At 71.6% G+C, this 19,718-nt stretch carries 13 protein-coding genes; 7 read left to right on the top strand and 6 right to left on the bottom strand.

Annotated features, from left to right (window positions below; genetic code table 11):
* Position 1 precedes the first annotated feature (1 nt).
* Positions 2-985 carry a D-2-hydroxyacid dehydrogenase gene (locus ACIRP7_RS37340; protein WP_403668852.1) on the top strand — a complete coding sequence of 328 codons (984 nt, stop codon included), beginning with the start codon at positions 2-4 and terminating at the stop codon, positions 983-985.
* Positions 986-1,561: 576 nt separating this feature from the next.
* On the opposite strand, the gene ACIRP7_RS37335 is transcribed toward ACIRP7_RS37340, so the two are convergent.
* From ACIRP7_RS37335 to ACIRP7_RS37325, 3 genes are all read right to left on the bottom strand, one after another.
* Positions 1,562-2,452, bottom strand: a complete 891-nt coding sequence (locus ACIRP7_RS37335) for an alpha/beta fold hydrolase (protein ID WP_403668849.1) — start codon at positions 2,450-2,452, stop codon at positions 1,562-1,564.
* Positions 2,453-3,080: 628 nt separating this feature from the next.
* The gene (locus ACIRP7_RS37330; RefSeq protein WP_403668846.1) at positions 3,081-3,935 is read right to left on the bottom strand and encodes a YihY/virulence factor BrkB family protein; all 855 of its coding nucleotides are present in this window, start codon (positions 3,933-3,935) and stop codon (positions 3,081-3,083) included.
* Positions 3,936-4,012: 77 nt separating this feature from the next.
* A complete protein-coding gene (locus ACIRP7_RS37325) occupies positions 4,013-5,221 on the bottom strand; it encodes a phosphatidylserine/phosphatidylglycerophosphate/cardiolipin synthase family protein (RefSeq protein ID WP_403668843.1) in 1,209 nt (402 codons plus the stop codon).
* 195 nt (positions 5,222-5,416) lie between these two features.
* Between ACIRP7_RS37325 and ACIRP7_RS37320 the strand changes: the two genes are divergently transcribed.
* On the top strand, positions 5,417-6,592 hold the full coding sequence (locus ACIRP7_RS37320; protein ID WP_403668840.1) for a pyridoxal phosphate-dependent aminotransferase: 1,176 nt from the start codon (positions 5,417-5,419) through the stop codon (positions 6,590-6,592).
* 52 nt (positions 6,593-6,644) lie between these two features.
* Here the strand turns inward: ACIRP7_RS37320 and katG are convergent, their stop codons facing one another.
* Both katG and ACIRP7_RS37310 read right to left on the bottom strand, forming a co-directional pair.
* On the bottom strand, positions 6,645-8,861 hold the full coding sequence (gene katG / locus ACIRP7_RS37315; protein WP_403668837.1) for a catalase/peroxidase HPI: 2,217 nt from the start codon (positions 8,859-8,861) through the stop codon (positions 6,645-6,647).
* A 48-nt stretch (positions 8,862-8,909) separates the two neighbouring features.
* A complete protein-coding gene (locus tag ACIRP7_RS37310; protein WP_352382200.1) occupies positions 8,910-9,356 on the bottom strand; it encodes a Fur family transcriptional regulator in 447 nt (148 codons plus the stop codon).
* A gap of 169 nt (positions 9,357-9,525) precedes the next feature.
* On the opposite strand from ACIRP7_RS37310, the gene ACIRP7_RS37305 reads away from it, so the two are divergent.
* From ACIRP7_RS37305 to ACIRP7_RS37285, 5 genes are all read left to right on the top strand, one after another.
* Positions 9,526-13,710: a molybdopterin-dependent oxidoreductase gene (locus tag ACIRP7_RS37305; RefSeq protein WP_403668834.1), complete on the top strand. Its 4,185-nt coding sequence runs from the start codon at positions 9,526-9,528 to the stop codon at positions 13,708-13,710.
* A gap of 48 nt (positions 13,711-13,758) precedes the next feature.
* Positions 13,759-14,334: a hypothetical protein gene (locus ACIRP7_RS37300; protein WP_403668831.1), complete on the top strand. Its 576-nt coding sequence runs from the start codon at positions 13,759-13,761 to the stop codon at positions 14,332-14,334.
* Between the two features lie 40 nt (positions 14,335-14,374).
* Positions 14,375-15,082 carry a YcnI family protein gene (locus ACIRP7_RS37295; protein WP_403668828.1) on the top strand — a complete coding sequence of 236 codons (708 nt, stop codon included), beginning with the start codon at positions 14,375-14,377 and terminating at the stop codon, positions 15,080-15,082.
* A gap of 66 nt (positions 15,083-15,148) precedes the next feature.
* On the top strand, positions 15,149-15,790 hold the full coding sequence (locus ACIRP7_RS37290; protein WP_403668826.1) for a hypothetical protein: 642 nt from the start codon (positions 15,149-15,151) through the stop codon (positions 15,788-15,790).
* A 168-nt stretch (positions 15,791-15,958) separates the two neighbouring features.
* Entirely contained in the window at positions 15,959-16,543 is a 585-nt protein-coding gene (locus tag ACIRP7_RS37285; protein ID WP_403668823.1) for a sigma-70 family RNA polymerase sigma factor, read from the top strand.
* 40 nt (positions 16,544-16,583) lie between these two features.
* Here the strand turns inward: ACIRP7_RS37285 and ACIRP7_RS37280 are convergent, their stop codons facing one another.
* Positions 16,584-19,703 (bottom strand): FAD-binding and (Fe-S)-binding domain-containing protein, encoded by a 3,120-nt coding sequence (locus ACIRP7_RS37280; RefSeq protein WP_403668821.1) that lies wholly within the window; start codon positions 19,701-19,703, stop codon positions 16,584-16,586.
* Between the last annotated feature and the right edge of the window lie 15 nt (positions 19,704-19,718).

Raw genomic sequence — 19,718 nt, 5'->3', positions numbered from 1 at the left:
CATGCGCGAGCGACTCGTCGTCCTCTACCGCGGCAACCGGCCCCCCGCCACCACACGCATCGAACGCCTCGCGGACACCGTCTACGCGACCGAGGAGGAACTGCCCTACCTCCTCCCCGGCGCCGACGTCCTTTTGGCCTGGGTGAACATCACCCCGGCCATCCGGGAGGCGTGGCCCGACGATCCGCAGAAGGCGCCCCGCTGGGTCCACGCGTCCTCTGCGGGCGTGGACTCCTTCCTCTTCCCCGCCCTGGTGGACGATCCGCACGTTGTCCTGACCAACGCCCGCGGGGTCTACGAGCAGCCGACCGCCGAGTACGTCCTGGGCCTGATCCTCGCCCTCGCCAAGGACTTCCCCGGCACGTGGGAGCACCAGCGGCGCCGCGAGTGGCGTCCGCGCCCCAGTGACGGCATCACCGGACGCACCGCGCTGGTCTGGGGCACGGGGCCGATCGGCCGGGCCATCGCCGGACTGTTGCGCGCCGTCGGGATGCGGGTGAGCGGTGCGGGCCGCAAGTCCCGCACCGACGACCCCGACTTCGGCACGGTCCACGGCGCGACGACCCTACGCTCCGCCCTGACAGAAGCGGACTACGTCGTCCTGGCCGCCCCGCTCACCCAGGACACCCGGGGCATGGTCGACGCCCCTGTGCTCGCCGCCATGAAGCCGGGGGCGCGGCTGATCAACGTAGGCAGGGGCGGACTCGTCGACGAGGAGGCGCTGGTCGACCACCTCGCCGCCGGACGGCTCGCCGGCGCAGCCCTGGACGTGTTCGCTCAGGAACCGCTGCCTGCCGAATCACCACTGTGGGACATGCCCGGCGTGATCATCTCCCCACACACGGCGGGCGAGACCACCAGCGAGCGGGAGGCACTCGTCGAGGTGTTCCTCGACAACTTCGCCCGCCACCTCGGGGGCCGACCGCTGCGCAACGTGGTGGACAAGCGGCGCGGATACGTGGTCGACGACCCGCACCCCGCCTGAAGACGAGCAGCACGATGGGACCGGGCGGTAGCCGCCCGGTCCCATCGCCTCATACTGCCGCGCTGAGCTGGCAAAGCTGTCCCCTGCCGTGTAGACCACCGGCTCGCCGCCTTCCGGTGCGAGGCTTGGTCAGGTCGTACGAGGTCATCCCCGACCAGGCCATGCGCAGCGGCAGCTCCACGATCCCCTGGGCCGGGCCGGACAACTCATCCAGCGACTCCGGCAGACGACGCCGGAACTTCTCCGGGTAGAGCGCGAGGTCCTCGGCGTCTGCGCTCCGGAGGTCCCTCGGCGCGGGTCATGATTGAGCGAGCCGGTGTCTCACGTGAGAGAGGCTCTTAGCAGCTCGGTCTGCCCGAGTGGGCAGGACGGGCAATCGGTCGTGACGCTCGTTTGACGCTCTGGGCGTCCGCACGCCTCGCGATGAGTCAAGAAGGCGGCTCTGACCTGGCCTTTTCCCTCACTCCCTCAGGCCGTTCCTGACCCCCCATGTGACCGCACCGGGGCCGCCGTCTCGGCGGGGCCGCTCACGGTCCGTCGGTGGGCGCGGCCTCGGTGTCGCGGGTGTCCCGGGTGCTACGCCGTCGCGGTCAGCAGGTCGGCCAGGACGTCGGGGCGTTCCAGGGCGATGAAGTGGCCCGCCTTCGGCACCTGGGTGAAGTCGGCGGTCGGCAGGAGGTGCTTGTTGGCCTCGCGGTCCGAGACGCGGGACCAGTCCTTCTCGCCGTAGACGAAGTGGACGGGGGCCTTGACCTCCGGGTAGCGGGAGCGGGCCGCGATGAGGCTGGGCAGGGCCTGGTACACGGCCCGGGCGACGGTCGGGTAGCCGGGGCGGGCGCCCACCTGGAGGAGTTCGTCCACGTAGTCCTCGCGCAGGGCGCTCTTGTCGCCGAGGCCGCCCTGCAGGATCTTGCGGAGGGCGGGTCTGGGCTCCACGCCGGCGATCACCGGGCCCACTCCGGGTGCGAGAGCTCCGCTGACCACCACACGGGCGAGAAGACTGGACCGGGCGATTCCGCCGGGGAAGTCGTACGTGTTCACCGCGATGACGCGCCGTACCCGCTCCGGCAGGTCGGCCGCGGTGGTCAGGGCGAGCACCGCCCCCATGGACTCTCCGACCAGCGTCACGTCGTGGAGGTCGAGTTCGGTGAGCAGCCGCTCGACGCCCGCGCGCATCGCCGGCTCGTCGTAGGACGCCCCGGGCACGATCTCGGAGTAGCCCATCCCCGGCAGGTCGAGGGCGTACACGGTGTACCGGTCCGCGAGCAGCGGGATGAGGAGGCGGAAGTGCTCGGCCTGCGTGCGCACGGTGTGCAGCAGGACCAGGGGAGCGCCGGTGCCCGCCTTGAGGTAGCGCAGGGTTCCCTCGTGACGGTGATGCCCTGCGCGCGGGGTCAGGGCGTGGCTGGTGGTCCCCGGGATGTCGATGGTGGGGCGTGACGTCTGGCCGGGCTTCAGTGCGGTCATGTCCGCCTCCACGTGAGAAACTGATCGGTTTCCAGTACAGTAAACCGATCGGTTTCAGAGTGCAAGTGCGAGTGGCTGGTTCCCCGCCTCGGCGTGGCCTGTCGGCGTCGTTCAGGTCGAGTCGGAGCTCGGGGCCGAGTTTCCCGACCATGTGGTAGAGCCACTCGGAGGGTCGCCGGCACGGGGGTGCCTTCGACCGCACCGTGCTGTTCGAGCCGGTCGTCTGACTGCTGTGACGCCTGGCCCGGGTGGGCGCGAATCACCGCCGCCGTGATCGCCGTGCGTGCGGGCGGGAGAGGCGTCCGCGGATGGGCGCCCGTCGCCTGCTGGGCCCCTCGGGCAGAAGCCGGTCGGCGGCGTGCGGGGAGAACCCGGCGAGGCGTCCGCCACCGGCCGGCGCGAGCGTCCGGCCTCGCCCATGACCGTTGCTCGGGCGTTCGCCTCCCGCTCGACCGTGCGGCGGATCACGGTGTGCGCACGCGGATCCGGCCGCCCGGGTGCAGGGGCATCGCCGTGGCCACGGTGACCTCGGGGGCCGGCCCATCGCCGCCCGGTCTCTCGGGGAGCGCGTCCGCAAGGGCGGTCGGGAGGGACGCGCTCACCCACACTCACCGCAGCCGCACTCCGCTCATTCCCCGTGACCGGGCTCCTTCGCCAGTTCCGCGTTGAACTGGGCGCCGACCAGAAGTGCCAGGTTGGACAGCCACAACCAGATCAGGAAGACCACGACGCCCGCGAGCGAGCCGTACAGACGGCTGTACGTGCCGACATGCGAGGTGTACAGGGCGAACCCGAGGGAGACGGCGAGCAGAAGGGCCACCGCCAAGGTGCCGCCGGGCGCCATCCGCCCGACGGGGCGGGAGCACCCCGGGCCCGAACGGTACAGAACGAGTACCAGGGCGACGGCCACCGCGGCGATGACCGGCCACCGCAGTGTGTCCCAGGCGGCCTGCGGTCCGGTGCCGAGATCCAGCGCGCTGCCCAGACGCCGGACGAGGCCGCCGCTGAGCAGCAGTGCGAGCGTCGACGTGAGGAGCAGGGCGAGCAGCACCAGGGCCGTGGCGACGATGCGCGGAGCGGTACGCCAGACCGGCCGGTCCGCGTCGATGCGGTGCATGGAGTACAGCGCGCGACGGAAGACGCTCAGATAGCTGCACCCCGACCACAGGGCACCCGTCCCTCCGGCGAAGATCAGCGTCCACGCCGTCGCCTCCTGCCCGGCCATCTGCCGCAGGGTGCCGCGCAGCAGGGCACGGGACGCGGCAGGAGTGGCCTGCACCATGCGGTCGATGACGCCCGGCTCGGCGGTGGGCATGGCCAGACCGAGAATCGACAGGATCACCAGCAGCGACGGGAACAGGGCCAGAACCGCGTAATAGGTCAGCGCCGCGGCCCAGTCGGTGACGTCGTCGTTCCAGACGGCCACCGGCGTCCGGCGCAGCGCCGTCCACCAACGGGCGGTACGACCGTCTGCGTCATCCATGGCAGGACTCTCTGTCGGTGCTGGCAAAGAGGGCGGCGTTGTCCGTGCGTCGTGGTCGCCGCGCCGCCTCGTGCGTTTCACAGGAAGCGGCGGATCGGTCCGACCGCGGCTTCCCCGACGCGTTGCAGCACGGCCCGCCGTCTCCACCGATGGAGGTCGATGTCCACACTGCGCTCGAGGTCCGCCTCGTAGTCCCGGTCGAGGGAGGCGGTGAACTCCTCGTCCAGGACGGCGAGCATCACCTCTTCGTCGTGGTCCATGGACCGGCGGTTGAAGTTGGTGGATCCGATGAGCGAGGCCACCGAGTCCACGGTGATGATCTTGGCGTGCATCATGGTCGGCTGGTACTGGCGTATGTGCACCCCGGCCCGCAGCAGACGCGTGTAGTGGTGCTGGCCGGCCAGTTGGCAGGCGCGCTGGTCGGTGTGGGGACCGGGCAAGAGGATCTCGACCCGCACGCCGCGACGAGCGGTCTCGCACAGCAGGTCGATGAAGTAGGCGTCCGGAGCGAAGTAGGCGGTGGCCAGCCTGAAGCGTTCCTCGGCGGAGCTGAGCATGATCCTGATGAGCGTCTGCATGTCCTGCCAGCCGATGCTGGCGGAGCCGCGGACGACCTGTACCACCGACGACCCCGCCTGCGCGTGTTCCGTGAAGCGGTCCCGGGTGTCGAAGAGTTCGTCGTGGCACTCGGCCCAGTTCTGCGCGAACGCGGCCGCGATGCCGTCGACGGCCGGACCGCGCACCTGAACGTGCGTGTCCCGCCACTCGGCGGGGTTGCGCGCGTCGCCGCACCATTCCTCGGCGATGCCGACGCCGCCGGTGAAGGCGGTGCCCTCGTCGACGACGAGGGCCTTGCGGTGGCAGCGGTGATTCTGCTTGAACGGCGACAGCCACGCGGGTTTGCGGAACCAGGCCACCTGCACGCCCGCGGCACTCATGAGGTCCAGCAACCGCCGCTCGATCTCCTTGGCGCCGAAGCCGTCGAGCAGCAGTCGCACCCGTACCCCCGCGCGGGCGCGCTCGGCCAGCGCGTCGGCGAAGTCGTGGGCGATCTGCCCCCGCCAGTACACGAACGTCATCATGTCGATGGTGTGCCGGGCCGAACGGATCGCCCCGAGCATCGCGGGGAAGATCTCGTCGCCGTTGCGCAGGGGCACCAGGTCGTTGCCCTCGGTGGCGGCCACGCCGATCAACCGCTCCAGGCGACGGCGCAGACGCTGCTTGCGCGCCTCCGGGTCGGGAGCGGTGTCCTGTGCGGAAGGTGCGGGTATGCCGCCGAGTGTCACGCCGGATCTCCGAAGGGGTCATGAAGCGGGAACGTCACGGGGCCGAGCGAGCCCGAACAACCACCTTCCCGGTGGACCCCGCGGCACACGATTACCCCGGCTTCGGGTTCCTGCGGCACGATGTCGCTGACACACCGCACCCTTGCGTGGCCCTTCTGGAGCCCTCGATCACACGCCCCCCGGGAGGCCCGCCGTATGAGGATCTCGCAACGCGCCCAGTCCGTCGCGCCGTTCTACGCGATGGAGTTCGGCAAGCACGCCGCGGCGCTGGAGGCCGAGGGGCAGCACGTCGTCAAGCTCAGTCTGGGGGAACCGGACTTCGGGGCGCCGCCGACCGTGCTGGACGCGCTGCGGGGGGCCGTGGGGAGCAGGCCCATGACGTACACGGGGGCGCTCGGGCTGCCCGAACTGCGGCTGGCCATAGCGCGGTTCTACGGTGAGCGGCACGGCGTCGACGTCGATCCGGGCCGGGTCGTCGTGACCGCCGGGGCGTCGGCCGCGCTGGTGCTGGGTGCCGCCGCGCTCGTCGATCCCGGGGACGAGGTGCTCATCGCCGACCCGTCGTACCCCTGCAACCGGCAGATCGCCGAGAGCTTCGGGGCGCGGGTCACGCTCGTGCCCACCAGCGCCGGGTCCCGGTACCAGCTGGACGCGGCCTCCGTACGGTCGTCCTGGACGGACCGCACCCGCGGCATCATGGTCGCGAGCCCCTCCAACCCGACCGGCACCTCCGTCCCGGCCGACGAGCTGGCGGCCATCTGCGAACTGGCCCGGGAGCGGGACGCCTGGCGGATCGTCGACGAGATCTACCTCGACCTCGGCGACCACGACGAGCACGGGCGGCCGCCGCGCAGTGTGCTGTCGTACGACCCTGAAGCCGTGGTCATCAACAGTTTCTCGAAGTACTTCGGGATGACCGGCTGGCGGCTGGGCTGGTGTGTGGTGCCCGAGGCGCTGGTGCCCGCCCTGGAGCGGCTCGCCCAGAACTACATGATCTGTGCCTCCACCCCCGCCCAGTACGCCGCGCTCGCCTGCTTCACGCCCGAGTCGCTCGCCGTGTGCGAGGAGCGGCGGGCCGAGTTCGGGCGACGGCGGGCCCTCGTCCTGGAGGGCCTCGAGCAGATCGGGCTGCCGGTGCCCGTGCCGCCGGACGGGGCGTTCTACGTCTACTTCGACGTCAGCGGCACCGGGCTCACCTCGTGGGAGTTCTGCGGGCGGGCGCTGCGGGAGGCGCACGTCGCGCTGACGCCGGGGCGGGACTTCGGGGTGGCCACCGCCGACACGCATGTACGGCTGTCCTACGCGGCCTCGGCCGACGAACTGGGCGAGGGGATCGCGCGGCTCGGGAAGTTCATGGCCACGCTCGCCTAGACCTGGCACGGGGGCCGGTCCGTGTGGACCGGCCCCCGCGTCATGCGGATGCTCAGACCAGGTCGAAGCGGTCCAGGTTCGAGACCTTGACCCACGCGTCGACGAAGTCCTTCACGAACTTCTCCTTCGCGTCGTCGCTCGCGTAGACCTCGGCGAGCGCGCGCAGCTCGGAGTTGGAGCCGAAGACCAGGTCGGCACGGGTGCCGGTCCACTTCAGCTTGCCCGTCTCCGCGTCACGGCCCTCGAAGGCCGTCTGGTCCTCGGAGGTGGACTTCCACGTCGTGCCCAGGTCGAGCAGGTTGACGAAGAAGTCGTTGGTCAGGACGCCCGGACGGTCGGTGAGGACGCCGTGCGCCGTGCCGCCCTGGTTGGCGCCGAGGACACGCAGACCACCGACGAGGACGGTCATCTCGGGGGCGCTCAGGGTGAGCAGGTTCGCCTTGTCGAGCAGCAGGTACTCGGCCGGCAGGCGGTTGCCCTTGCCGAGGTAGTTGCGGAAGCCGTCCGCCACCGGCTCCAGCGCCGCGAAGGACTCGACGTCGGTGTGCTCCTCGGTGGCGTCCACACGGCCCGGCGTGAAGGGGACCTCCACGTAGTAGCCGGCGTCCTTGGCGGCCTGCTCGACCGCCGCGGCACCCGCGAGGACGATCAGGTCGGCCAGGGAGACCCTCTTGGCACCGGTGTTGAAGTCGGCCTGGATGCCCTCCAGGACGCGCAGCACCTGGGTGAGCTGCTCGGGGTCGTTGACCTCCCAGCCGCGCTGCGGCTCCAGGCGGATGCGGGCGCCGTTGGCACCGCCGCGCTTGTCGCTGCCGCGGAAGGTGGACGCCGAGGCCCACGCGGTGGAGACGAGCTGCGAGACCGTGAGGCCGGTCTCCAGGACCTTGGCCTTCAGGGCCGCGATGTCACCGGCGTCGATGGTCTCGCCCTCGGCCTGCGGCAGCGGGTCCTGCCACAGCAGCGTCTCGGCCGGGACCTCCGGGCCGAGGTACAGGGACTTCGGGCCCAGGTCACGGTGGGTCAGCTTGTACCAGGCGCGGGCGAAGGCGTCCGCGAACTGGTCCGGGTTCTCGTGGAAGCGCTTGGAGATCTCGCCGTAGATCGGGTCGAAGCGCAGCGAGAGGTCGGTGGTGAGCATCGTGGGCCGACGCTTCTTCGACGCGTCGTGGGCGTCCGGGATGATCTCCTCGGAGTCCTTGGCCACCCACTGCTTGGCGCCGGCCGGGGACTCGGTCAGCTCCCACTCGTAGCCGAAGAGGATGTCGAAGAAGTCGTTGCTCCACTGGGTGGGCTTGGTGGTCCAGGTGACCTCGAGACCGGAGGTGATGGCGTCGCCGCCCTTGCCGGTGCCGTAGGTGGACTTCCAGCCCAGGCCCTGCTCCTCCATGGAGGCGGCCTCGGGGTCGTTGCCGACCGCGTCGGCCGGGCCCGCGCCGTGGGTCTTGCCGAAGGTGTGACCACCGGCGATGAGGGCGACGGTCTCCTCGTCGTTCATCGCCATGCGGCGGAAGGTCTCGCGGATGTCGCGGGCCGCGGCCAGCGGGTCCGGGTTGCCGTTGGGGCCCTCGGGGTTGACGTAGATGAGGCCCATCTGGACCGCGCCGAGCGGGTTCTCCAGCTCACGGTCGCCGGTGTAGCGCTGGTCGTCGAGCCAGGTGGTCTCGGGACCCCAGTAGACGTCCTCGTCGGCCTCCCAGACGTCGGCGCGGCCGCCGGCGAAGCCGAAGGTCTCGAAGCCCATGGTCTCCAGGGCGACGTTGCCGGTGAGGATCATGAGGTCGGCCCAGGAGATGGACTGGCCGTACTTCTTCTTCACCGGCCACAGCAGACGGCGGGCCTTGTCCAGGTTGCCGTTGTCCGGCCAGCTGTTCAGCGGCGCGAAGCGCTGCTGGCCGCGGCCGCCACCGCCGCGGCCGTCGCTGATGCGGTAGGTGCCGGCGCTGTGCCAGGCCATCCGGATCATCAGCGGGCCGTAGTTGCCGAAGTCCGCGGGCCACCAGTCCTGCGAGGTGGTCAGCACCTCGGCGATGTCCCGCTTCACGGCGTCCAGGTCGAGGGCCTGGAACGCCTCGGCGTAGTCGAAGTCCGCACCCAGCGGGTTCGCCACGACCGGGTCCTTGGCGAGGATCTTCAGGTTCAGCCGCTCCGGCCACCACTGGCGGTTGCCGCCGCCCTGGGTGGGGTGCGGGGCGCGCCCGTGCGCGACCGGGCAGCCACCGGTGCCCTCGGGCTTGGGGTCGGTGACGATTGCGTCGTGGTTCTCAGACATGGAAGTCCTTCCGAACTGGGTGGATCACGGTGCTGAAGTAAGCCTTGATCAGGGTGCTGAAGTAAGCCTTTGGGCGGAGCAGTCGGGGCACAGGCCCCAGTAGATGACCTCGGCCTCGTCGATCGAGAAGCCGCGGTCGTCGGAAGCCGTCAGGCAGGGCGCGTGACCGACGGCACAGTCGACGTCGACGACGGCCCCGCACGACCGGCAGACCAGGTGATGGTGGTTGTCCCCGACCCGTCCCTCGAACCGTGCCGCGCTGCCGGGCGGCTCGAGGCGGCGCACGAGACCCGCCGCGGTGAGCGAGTGCAGGGCCTCGTACACGGCCTGGAGGGATATGTGGCCGAGACGGTCGCGCACACCTGTGGCGATCGCGTCGGCCGGGAGGTGGTCACCGGCCCGGACGGTCTCGAGCAGTGCGACGCGCGCGGCCGTCACCCGCAGGCCGGCACCGCGCAGCTCATCGGCGGTGTTCGGAAGCTGGGGGGCGGTCATGCGACCAACCTACCCCCACAAACACGAATGGTTCAAGAAATGGAACCGTTCCAAATTTGTGGCGCGTCGGATCGGGGCCCCTCTCACCCCCGATGGCGCTCACAACACTGGCCGCTGCGGTGTGCGTGCGGTGTAACCCCTGATGAACGGCACGGGAGACATCTGTGTAATGGGCGTTTCGTACGGTCGGTGGAGATCGAGTCGGCTGAGGTCAGGAGGCGTGCCCGTGGTGCGGACGGTCTGCTCGTACTGCGGTGTGGGCTGCGGCCTGGTCCTCGACATCGGGACCGGACCGGACGGACGGCGTACGGTCCTGAAGGCGTCCGGCGACAAGGAGCATCCCGCCAACTTCGGCAAGTTGTGCACCAAGGGCGCGACCACCGCCGACCTGCTGGCGGCACCGGGGCGGCTGGCCACGGCCCTGGTGCGGCCCGAGCGGGGTGAGGAGCCGGTGCCGGAAGCCGTCGGCGTGGCGATCACCGAGACGGCCCGGCGGCTGCGGGAGATCGTCGACGAGCACGGCCCCGACGCCGTCTCGCTCTACGTGTCCGGGCAGATGAGCCTGGAGGCCCAGTACCTGGCCAACAAGCTCGCCAAGGGATTCCTGCGCACCAACCAGATCGAGTCGAACTCGCGGCTGTGCATGGCCGGCGCCGGCACGGGATACAAGCTGTCGCTCGGCGCGGACGGCCCGCCCGGCTCGTACCAGGACTTCGAGCAGGCCGACCTGTTCTTCGTCATCGGCTCCAACATGGCCGACTGCCATCCCATCCTGTTCCTCCGGATGATGGAACGGGTGAAGTCGGCGGGCGCCAAGGTGATCGTCGTCGACCCGCGACGCACCGCCACGGCCGCGAAGGCGGACCTGTACCTCCAGATCAAGCCGGGCACCGACCTCGCGCTCCTCAACGGCTTGCTGCATCTGCTGCACGCGAACGGCGACATCGACCCCGACTTCATCGCCTCCCACACCGAGGGCTGGGAGGCGATGCCGGAATTCCTCGCCGACTACCCGCCCGCCACGGTGGCCGGCATGACCGGCCTCGCCGAGGAGGACATCCGGGAGGCGGCGCGGCTCATCGGCTCGGCCGGTGAGTGGATGAGCCTGTGGACCATGGGGCTCAACCAGTCCACCCACGGCACCTGGAACACCAACGCCCTGGTCAACCTCCACCTCGCCACGGGAGCCCTGTGCCGCCCCGGCAGCGGCCCCTTCTCCCTCACCGGCCAGCCCAACGCCATGGGCGGCCGCGAGATGGGCTACATGGGACCGGGACTGCCCGGCCAGCGGTCTGTCCTCGTCGACGACGAGCGGGCCTTCATGGAGGAGCTCTGGGAGCTGCCCCCGGACACCCTGCGCGCCGACGGCGTCGGCAAGGGCACGGTCGAGATGTTCCAGAAGATGGCCGACGGCGAGGTCAAGGCGTGCTGGATCATCTGCACCAACCCGGTCGCCTCCGTCGCCAACCGCCGCACGGTCATCGAGGGCCTGGAAGCCGCCGAGTTCGTCGTCACGCAGGACGTCTTCGCCGACACCGAGACCAACGCGTACGCCGACGTCGTGCTCCCGGGTGCGCTGTGGACGGAGGGCGAGGGCGTCTTCGTCAACAGCGAGCGCAACCTCACGCTGACCCCGGCGGTGGCCGACCCGCCCGGCGAGGCGATGGCCGACTGGCGGATCATCGCCGCCGTCGCCTGCGAGATGGGGTACGAGAAGGGGTTCTCGTACGACAGCGCCGAGGACGTCTTCGAGGAGATCAAGCGGGCGTGGAACCCGAAGACGGGATGGGATCTGCGCGGGGTCTCCTACGAGCGGCTGCGGGAGACACCGGTGCAGTGGCCCGCGGCGAGTCCGGACGGGCCGGACCGGAACCCCATCCGGTACGTGGCGCAGGACGGTTCGCTGAGCTTCCCCACCGCGAGCGGGCGTGCCGTCTTCTACGCCCGGCCGCACATCCCGCCGGCCGAGATGCCGGACGACGACTACCCCTTCGTCCTGAACACCGGGCGGCTCCAACACCAGTGGCACACGCTGACCAAGACGGCCAAGGTGGCGAAGCTGAACAAGCTGAACCCCGGGCCCTTCGTGGAGCTGCATCCGCAGGACGCGTCCGCCCTCGGAGTGGTCGACGGTGACTCGGTCGAGGTGGCCTCGCGGCGCGGGCGGGCGGTGCTGCCGGCCGTGGTGACGGACCGGGTCCGGCCGGGGTGCTGCTTCGCGCCCTTCCACTGGAACGACCTGTTCGGGGAGTACCTGAGCGTCAACGCGGTGACGAACGACGCCGTCGATCCGCTGTCGTTCCAGCCGGAGTTCAAGGTGTGCGCGGTGTCGCTCACGAAGGTGCCGACGCCGGTGGCCTTGCGGACACCGGGGGCCGTGCCGGCTCCGGGTTCGGTAACTGGGCATGAGGTCGCTGAGGTTGCTCCGGCCGCGTCCACGGCCGCGTCCGTCTTCGGCCTCGACCCCGCACCGCCGCCCGTCCTCACCGCTCAGGAACGCCAGTACCTGGTCGGCTTCCTCGCCGGGGTCCCCGCCGGGGCGCCCGGGGTGCCGGTGCTGCCGCCCGACGCGCCCTTCAGCCCCGAACACGCTCTGTGGGTGAACGGCACACTCGCAGGGATGTACTCCCGGGCGGCGACCACACAGCCCTCGGCCACACAGCTGCGCCGTGAGGTCGTCATCCTGTGGGCCTCGCAGACCGGCAACGCCGAGGAGTTCGCGGCCGCCACCGCCGAGCGGCTCAAGACGGTCGGCCACCCCGCCTCCCTGCTCGGCATGGACGAGGCCGACCTCGGCGAACTGCCGCCAGGCGCCGACCTGTTGCTGATCACCAGCACCTTCGGCGACGGTGACGCCCCCGACAACGGCAGCGGTTTCTGGGAGACCCTGGCCGACCCCGGGACCCCCCGCCTGGAGGGCCGTCGGTACGCGGTGCTGGCCTTCGGCGACTCGTCGTACGACGACTTCTGCGGGCACGGCCGCCGCCTCGACCAGCGCCTCGACGAACTGGGCGCGCTGCGGCTCGCCCCGCGCACGGACTGCGAACCGGACTTCGAGGACGCGGCACATGGCTGGCTGGACCAGGTCCTGACGGCCCTGTCCGGCGAGGCCGAGGCACACTCCCGCCCCTCGACGGCCGCCTCCGGTACGTCCTTCGCCCTCGCCGGTCCGCCCTCACGCCCCTCCGCCCCCGCCCTCCCAACCCTCCCCGTCACCCCGCCCCGCCCGAAGAAGCCCGCCCCCGTCCTCGCCCGCCTCACCGGCAACCGCCTGCTGAGCCTGCCCGGCGCCGGCAAGGAGGTCCGCAGGTTCACCTTCGACACCCGGGACGCCGAGAGCCCGCTGCTGTACGAGGCGGGTGACGCCCTCGGCATCCGGCCGCTCAACTCGGCCGACCTGGTCGAGGAGTGGCTCGCGGTCACCGGTCTGGACGCCGGGGCGGCGGTGGACGTCAACGGCGTGGGCGAGGTCGCGCTCGGCGAGGCGTTCCGGCGCCACCTCGACATCACCAGGATCACCCCCGGCCTGCTCCGGTTCGTCGCCGAACGCACCGGGGACGCCAGGGAGTTGAAGAAGCTCCTGCGCCCGGACAACAAGGACGAGCTCGCCAAGTGGGGCTGGGGCAGGCAGGCCGTGGACGTGATCACGGAGTACGCCGTGAAGGCCGGCCCGCAGGAGTGGGCGCAGACCCTCGGACGCCTCCAGCCGCGCCTGTACTCCATATCGTCCAGCCCGCTGACCGACCCGCACCTCGTCTCGCTGACCGTCTCCGTGGTGCGCTACGAGAACCTGCACGGCAGGCCCCGCCAGGGCGTCTGTTCACCCTTCCTCGCCGACGCCGCCGCGGACACCCCGGTGCCCGTCCACGTCCAGCGCTCCCCGCACTTCCGACCGCCGGCCGACTCCGCCACGCCCATGGTCATGGTCGGCCCCGGCACCGGTGTCGCGCCCTTCGTCGGCTTCCTGGAGCAGCGCCGGGCGCTCGGCCACCGGGGCCCGAACTGGCTGTTCTTCGGCGAACAGCACAGGGCGACCGACTTCTACTACGAGGAGGAGCTGACCGGGTTCCTCGCGGACGGCACCCTCGCCCGCCTGGACACCGCCTTCTCCCGCGACCAGCGCGCCAAGGTGTACGTCCAGGACCGGATGCGCGAGCACGGCCCGCTGCTGTGGTCCTGGCTCCAGGACGGCGCCCACTTCTATGTGTGCGGCGACGCCTCCCGGATGGCGAAGGACGTCGACCAGGCGCTCCGGGACATCGCGGCCCTCCACGGCGGCCTGGACCAGGCGGGCGCGGCGGCCTATGTGAAGCAACTCGCCGCCGAGAAGCGCTATGTACGTGATATCTACTGACCGCACCCGTGGGCGGGGCTTCGGCCACACGTGGCAGTATCGGTCGCCATGAGGGCGTCCCCAGCGGTCCGCAGCCTGCGCGCGGCGGTGCTCGCCGCGCTCTGTGTGCTGCTGGCCGCCGGAGGACACACACTGGCGACCGGTATGGCGCCGCCGGTGTGGGCACAGGCGGCCGGGTTCGTACCGGTGTTCGCGGCCGGGTGGCTGCTCGGCGGCCGGGAACGGTCACTCGGGGCCATCGGCGCGGCGACGCTCACCTCCCAGGGCGGACTGCATCTGGCCTTCGGCTCCGTGCGACCGCACACGGTGATGGTCATGCACGGCATGCGCATGACCCACACGCACGCGCACGCCCTGACCCCGCACGCCACCGCGGCCCACGTCTCGGCCGCTGTCCTGCTGACCTGGTGGCTGCGGCGCGGCGAGGCCGCCCTGTGGTCGCTCCTGCGCCGGACGGCCACGCTCGTACCGGGCCTCGCGGCCTGGTGGCAGGGGTACGGCGAACCGGTCGCCCCGGACCCCGTCCGCCCACCGGCCGACGGCCCACGCACCCCCCGCCCCGTCCTGCTCCGCCACACGGTCCACCGGCGCGGCCCGCCCACGACGATCCCGTACGCGCTCTGACCTTCCCCTCCCTTCCCGTCAGTACGGAGATCCCTCACCCATGTCCCCAGCACGCACCGCCCTGCGCCGTGCCGGTCTCGGCAGTGCCCTCGCCGCCTGCGCCGTCCTCACCGCCGCCGGCGTCGCCTCCGCGCACGTCACCGTCCACCCCGACAGCTACGCCAAGGGCGCCACCGACGGCGCCCTGACCTTCCGCGTACCCGACGAGAGCGACACCGCGAGCACCACGAAGGTCCAGCTGTTCCTGCCCACCGACCACCCCCTGCTCGGCGTGCTCGTCTCCCCGCACGACGGCTGGACCGCCGAGGTCACCGACGCCAAGCTCAAGACGCCCGTCAAGACGGATGACGGCACGATCACCGACGCGGTCTCCGAGATCACCTGGACGGGCGGGAAGATCGGCCCCGGCCACTACGAGGACTTCGACGTCGCCTTCGGCCAACTGCCCGACGACGCCGCCCAGTTGACCTTCAAGACCCTGCAGACCTACTCCGACGGCAAGGTCGTCCGCTGGATCGAGGAGGCCGCACAGGGAGACGACGAGCCGGAGAACCCGGCGCCGGTCCTCAAGCTGACGGCGGGCACGACCGCGTCGGCCACCGCGTCGAAGACCTCCGCGGCCGCGGCTCCCAAGGCCTCCGCGAGCGACTCCACCGCCCGTGGTCTCGGTGTCGCCGGACTGGTCGTGGGCGTCCTGGGGCTGGCGGCCGGCACCTTCGCCGTCGTACGGAGCCGCCGTGCGCGCTGAGCGGGGACCTGCGGATTTCCGTACCCACAGGTGACGACGGGCGCCCGGATGGGAGGATGAGGCGCCATGACTGCAGGGTGGTGTGCACGCACAGTACGGGCCGCGGTGTTCGCGGCCGTCTGTGTGCTGCTCGCCGCCCTGGGCCACGTCCTCATGTCCGGCGCCCAGGTGCCGGGCCGGACACTGGCCGCGGGCCTGGCCGTGACCGGGTGCGCGGGCTGGTGTCTGGCCGGCCGTGAACGCGGGCTGCCGCTGATCGTGGCCGTCGTGGTCGGCGCCCAGACGGCCCTCCACGTGGCGTTCTCCCTCGCGCAGTCCACAGCGGAGGCGCAGGACATGGGCGGGATGCACACGGAGTCCATGCACATGAGCGGCATGGACTCCGTCGATGCGGCCTCCATGGGGACCTCGTCGGGTGTCGGCGCCCTCTCGTTCCTCGTGCCCTTCGGGATGTACGCCGCCCACCTGCTCGCCGCACTCCTGACCGGCCTCTGGCTGGCGTACGGCGAGCGGGCCGCGTTCCGCATCCTGCGGGCTGTCGCGGCACGGCTGGTCGCCCCGCTGCGGCTGCTGCTCGCCCTGCCCGCCACCCCGCACCGCCCGCGTCCGCGCGCAGGCCGGCCCCGTTCGCAGCGGGAGCCGCGCCTTCTCCTTCTCGGCCACGCGATCAGCCATCGCGGTCCGCCCCCGGGGATCGCTGTCGCCTGACGACAGCCAGTGCGCCGAGACCGCCCCTGCGCGGCTCGGCCCCCGGCCGTACGCCCACGTGCACATCCACGCCGGCGCCGTACGACCGCGTCTCCTCACCGGACCACCCCGCGCCCCCGTGTGCACAGCCGGCGGTCCGGATCACGGCTGACCCGAGAAGGACACCTGGTGATCACTTCCGCCCCGCCCGCCCCGGCCGACCCCCGCGCTCAACGGGAGTCCGCCGACGCCACCGCCACCGCCTGGGCGCTCGCCGCCCGTGCCGGTGACACGGACGCCGTCGAGCAGTTCGTCCGCGCGCTCCACCATGACGTGCTGCGCTATGTCTCCTACCTCTGCGCCGACCCCCAGGCCGTGGACGACCTGGCCCAGGACACGTTCCTGCGGGCGCTCGGCAGCCTGCACCGGTTCGAGGGGCGGTCCTCGGCGCGGGCCTGGCTCCTTTCCATCGCCCGCCGTGCGGTGATCGACGGGTTCCGCCATGCGGCGGCCCGGCCCCGCCGGTACGACGGTTCCGACTGGCAGGCTGCGGCCGAGCGCGCCCAACCGCGGGGCGTGCCCGGCTTCGACGACGGGATAGCGCTGCTCGACCTGCTGGCCGCGCTACCGGACGAGCGGCGCGAGGCGTTCGTGCTGACGCAGATGCTGGGGCTGTCCTACGAGGAGGCGGCCGTGGTGAGCGGGTGTCCTGTGGGGACGGTGCGGTCCCGGGTGGCGCGGGCCAGGGGAGTGCTGATGGAACTGGCGGGCTGAGAGCGCCCACGGCGGTGCCGCTCCCCCGGGGAAGGTCCGGTCACCGCTTGTTCCGGAGGTACCGGGCCGCCATGGCCGCCGCGGCCAGACCTGCGAGCCCTGCCCCGGCCGAGGTCAGTGCCCTGGCCCTGCGGCTCGGGCCGGCCGGCCGCGCGCCCGGCGCCACACCGTACGCGCTGCCCGGTGCCCCCGGGACCGCGCTCGCCAGCAGCTCCGCCAGGTGCACCCCCTCGTGGCCGCCGCTGTCGAACTCGTGGATCTGGGTGCGGCAGCTGAAGCCGTCGGCCAGGACCACCGTCTCCGGGGGCTCCTCGCGCAGCCGGGGGAGCAGCACGCGTTCCGCGCACGCCTCGCTGACCTCCAGGTGGCCCGGTTCGAAACCGAAGTTGCCGGCGAGACCGCAGCAGCCGGAGTCGAGTCGTTCGGCGTCGACTCCGGCGCGGCGCAGGAGCTCCCGGTCGGCCTGCCAGTCCAGTACCGCGTGCTGGTGGCAGTGCACCTGGGCGAGGGCCTTCGCGGAACGTTCCGGGACGTGCGGGGGCTCGTAGCCGGGGGAGTGCTCGGTGAGCAGTTCGGCGAGCGTGACCGTCCGGTCCCGCAGCCGCCGCACGTCACGGTCGGTGGGGAACAGCTCGGGCGCGTCCGAGCGGAACACGGCCGTGCAGCTGGGCTCCAGGCCGACCACCAGACCGCCCGCCCGGACGTGCTCGGCGAGCCTGCGCACGGTCCGGCCCAACACCCGTTCCGCGGTCGCGAGTTGTCCTGTCGAGATCCAGGTCAGTCCGCAGCACAGCGGCTCCTCGGGCAGGACGACCCGCCAGCCCGCGTGCTCCATGAGAGTCACGGCCGCCTGTCCGATGTGCGGGTGGAAGTGGTTGGTGAAGGTGTCGGGCCACAGCAGGACGCTGCCGCGCGCCCCGTCGCCGTACGGCTCGTGCCGGGCGAACCACTGCTGCAGCGTCTCCCCCGCGAACAGCGGGATCTCGCGGTTCTCGACGCCCGCGAGCGCGACCGCCGCCCTGGACAGCGGCGGGGTGTGGGTCAACGCGTTCACGACGGGGCCGAGTCGGGTGCGTCCGACGACCTGCGCCACGGCGGGCAGCCAGCCCATCGAGAGATGGGCGCGGGGCCTGCGCCACCAGCGGCCCTCGTAGTGGTGGGAGAGGAACTCCGCCTTGTACGTGGCCATGTCGACGTCCGCCGGACAGTCCTTCTTGCAGCCCTTGCAGGCCAGACACAGATCGAGTGCGTCCCGGACCGCCTGTGACCGCCAGCCGCCCTGGACCGGGCTGTCGCCGTGCCCGTCGAGCATCTCGAACAGCAGCCGGGCCCGCCCGCGCGTGGAGTGCTCCTCCTCGTGCGTGACTTGGTAGGACGGGCACATCACCGCGCCGCCCTCGGTGGTGTGCTGACGGCATTTCCCCACGCCCACACAGCGGTTGGCGGCGTCGGCGAAGGACCCGCCGTCGTGCGGGAAGCGGAAGTGCAGGTCGCGGGGGTCGTACGGGGCCCAGTCGCCGCCGAGGCGCAGGTTCTCGTCGAGTCCGTACGGCGCCACGACCTTCCCGGGGTTCATCCGGTCGAGCGGATCGAAGAGGGCCTTCACCTGGCCGAAGGCGGTGCCCAGTCGCTCCCCGAACATGCGGGGCAGCAACTCGCCCCGGCTCTGCCCGTCGCCGTGCTCGCCGGAGAGGGAACCGCCGAACTCGACGACCAGGTCGGCCGCCCGCTCCATGAACCGCCGGTAGGCCGCGACCCCGTCGGCGGAGTACAGGTCGAAGGGGATCCGGGTGTGCACACAGCCGTGCCCGAAGTGGCCGTAGAGACTGGGCCCGGTGTCGCTGAGGTAGCCGAACTCGTCGTACAGGCGCCGCAGTCGGCGCAGGTAGTCGCCGAGCCGTTCGGGCGGGACCGCGGAGTCCTCCCAGCCCTCGAAGGTGTCGGGGCGGCCGGGGATGTGCGCGGTGGCGCCGAGTCCGGCCTCGCGGACCTGCCACAACTCCTGCTCGTGGGAAGGGTCGTCGAGGAAGGCGACCTGGGGGTCGTGCTCCGACTCGTGCAGGCCGTCGAGCATGCGGTGGGCGTGCTCGTCGGCCTCCCGCAGGGTGTCCGCGCCGAACTGCACCATCAAGAAGGCGTTCCCGTCGGGGAGTTCGGCACGGGCCTTCGGGTTGAGGTGCTTGATCCGTTCGTCGCGGACCAGCCGCGCGTCCAGGCCCTCCAGCGCGATCGGCTCGTACGGCAGGATCGTCGGCACCGCGTCCGCGGCCGTCTCGATGTCGGGGAACCCGAGGACGACCAGGGTGCGCTCCTTGACCACCGGGACCAGTTCCAGCTCCGCGCGCACCACCGTGACCAGCGTCGACTCGCTGCCGACCAGCAGCCCGGCGACATCGAAGCCGTGCTCGGGGAGCAGGGAGTCGAGGTTGTAGCCGGAGACGCGGCGCGGGATGTCGGGGAAGCGGGCGCGGATCTCGTCGGCGTAGGTGTCGCGCAGGGCGCGCAACTGCCGGTACAGCCGGGCCCGCAGATCTCCGTGCCGCTCGATCTCGGCGTACTCCTCGTCGCTGGTCTCCCCGCACCAGAACCGGGTGCCGTCGTACAACTGCACTTCCAGGCGGGCGATGTTGTCGACGACCTTGCCGTACGCCTGCGCGGTGGCCCCGCAGGAGTTGTTGCCGATCATGCCGCCGATGGTGCAGTTGGCATGGGTGGCGGGCTCCGGGCCGAACCGCAGCCCCTGCGGGGCGAGTTGACGGTTGAGTTCGTCGAGGACGATGCCGGGCTGGACGACACAGGTGCGGGCGTGGGGGTCCACGGACTCCAGACGGTCACAGTACTTCGACCAGTCGATCACCACGGCGGTGTTGGTGCACTGCCCGGCGAGGCTGGTCCCGCCGCCCCGGGACAGTACCGGCGCGTCGTGCTCGCGGGCCACGGCCACCGCCTCGGCGGCCGCTTCGGGCGTCCGGGGCACGACCACGCCGATCGGGGTCTGACGGAAGTTCGAGGCGTCCGTCGAGTAGGCGGCCCGGCTCCCGGCGTCGAAGCGGACCTCGCCGTCGACCCGCTCGCGCAGCGCGTGTTCCAGGGCCGCCGTGTCCTGCGGGGGTGCGTCGGGCCGTCGTACGACAGGAGCGGGCAGGTCGGAGGTCGTCATGAGGCCCTCCTTCGG

This window comes from Streptomyces sp. NPDC102270 (assembly GCF_044766405.1).
In the GTDB taxonomy this organism is placed as follows: domain Bacteria; phylum Actinomycetota; class Actinomycetes; order Streptomycetales; family Streptomycetaceae; genus Streptomyces.
The sequence above is the reverse complement of the archived record's forward strand: the minus strand, read 5'-3'. Positions and strand labels throughout refer to the sequence as shown.